General features: G+C 55.1%; 1 protein-coding gene. It reads left to right on the top strand.

Translation table 11 applies throughout. From position 1 onward, the window contains the following. Positions 1-63 precede the first annotated feature (63 nt). Positions 64-1193, top strand: a protein-coding gene (locus tag ACR0J8_RS24215) for an IS3 family transposase (RefSeq protein ID WP_480892865.1) whose coding sequence is annotated in 2 segments (ribosomal slippage) — positions 64-307 and positions 307-1193 — 1131 coding nt in all. Because the reading frame shifts where the segments join, the coding sequence is not laid out codon by codon here. Positions 1194-1231 lie beyond the last annotated feature (38 nt).

Raw genomic sequence — 1231 nt, 5'->3', positions numbered from 1 at the left:
TGGACGTGTCGCGGTTTGATGCCGCTCCTTTGATAGCATTTATTGCAGCAAAGGAGATGAACTATGGGAACGAAACGAACGGACGAGTTTCGCGCTGATGCAGTGCGGATCGCACTGACCAGCGGATTGACACGCAAACAGGTGGCATCTGATTTGGGCGTTGGCCTATCGACTTTGAATAAGTGGATTTTGACGCATCGCGACACGGATGTTGTGTCCGATAAGGATCTTGACCTTGCCCGTGAGAACGAACGGCTTCGACGGGAGAACCGCATTCTCAAGGAGGAGAGGGAGATCTTAAAAAAGGCAACGCAGTTCTTCGCGAGCCAAAAGCCATGAGGTTCAGGTTCATCGAAGAACATCGTGACATTTTTTGCGCCAATCGGATGTGTGCCGTTTTGGATGTCAGTTCTCGCGGCCTGCGGGCCTATCGCAGCCGACCTGCCAGCCAAAGGCAGAGAAGCGATATGGTTGTTCTGGCCCATATCAAGGAACAATCCCGGCTCAGCCTGGGCAGCTATGGGCGGCCGAGAATGACGGAAGAGTTGAAAGAACTGGGCCTGAATGTTGGGCACCGCCGTGTCGGTCGGCTGATGCGAGAGAATGGCATCCGCGTCGAACGATCCAAGAGATACAAGGTGACGACCGACAGCAACCACGCTTTCAATATTGCGCCCAACCTGTTGAACCGGGACTTCCGCGCAGATCGCCCCAACCAGAAATGGGTCGGTGACATCAGCTATGTCTGGACCCGCGAAGGCTGGCTCTACCTCGCCGTGATCCTTGACCTACATTCCCGCCGGGTGATCGGCTGGGCGGTCAGCGACAGGATGAAGCGTGATCTGGCAATCCGGGCATTGAAGATGGCCGTGGCACTGCGGCAACCGCCCAAAGGATGCATTCATCACACGGATCGCGGCAGCCAATACTGTTCTCACGATTATCAGAAGCTCCTGCGACAGCATGGGTTCCAGGTATCGATGAGCGGCAAGGGCAATTGTTACGACAACTCCGCCGTCGAGACGTTCTTCAAAACAATCAAAGCCGAGTTAATCTGGCGCAGGTCATGGCCAACACGCCGAGACGTTGAAATGGCCATCTTCCAGTACATCAACGGCTTCTACAATCCGCGCCGACGGCACTCAGCATTGGGTTGGAAAAGTCCGGTCGCATTCGAACGGAAAGTGGCCTAAACGAGCACTTGGGGCGGCACAAAAATGGGACAGGTCCA

The organism is Ruegeria sp. N11 (assembly GCF_056531525.1).
The sequence above is the reverse complement of the archived record's forward strand: the minus strand, read 5'-3'. Positions and strand labels throughout refer to the sequence as shown.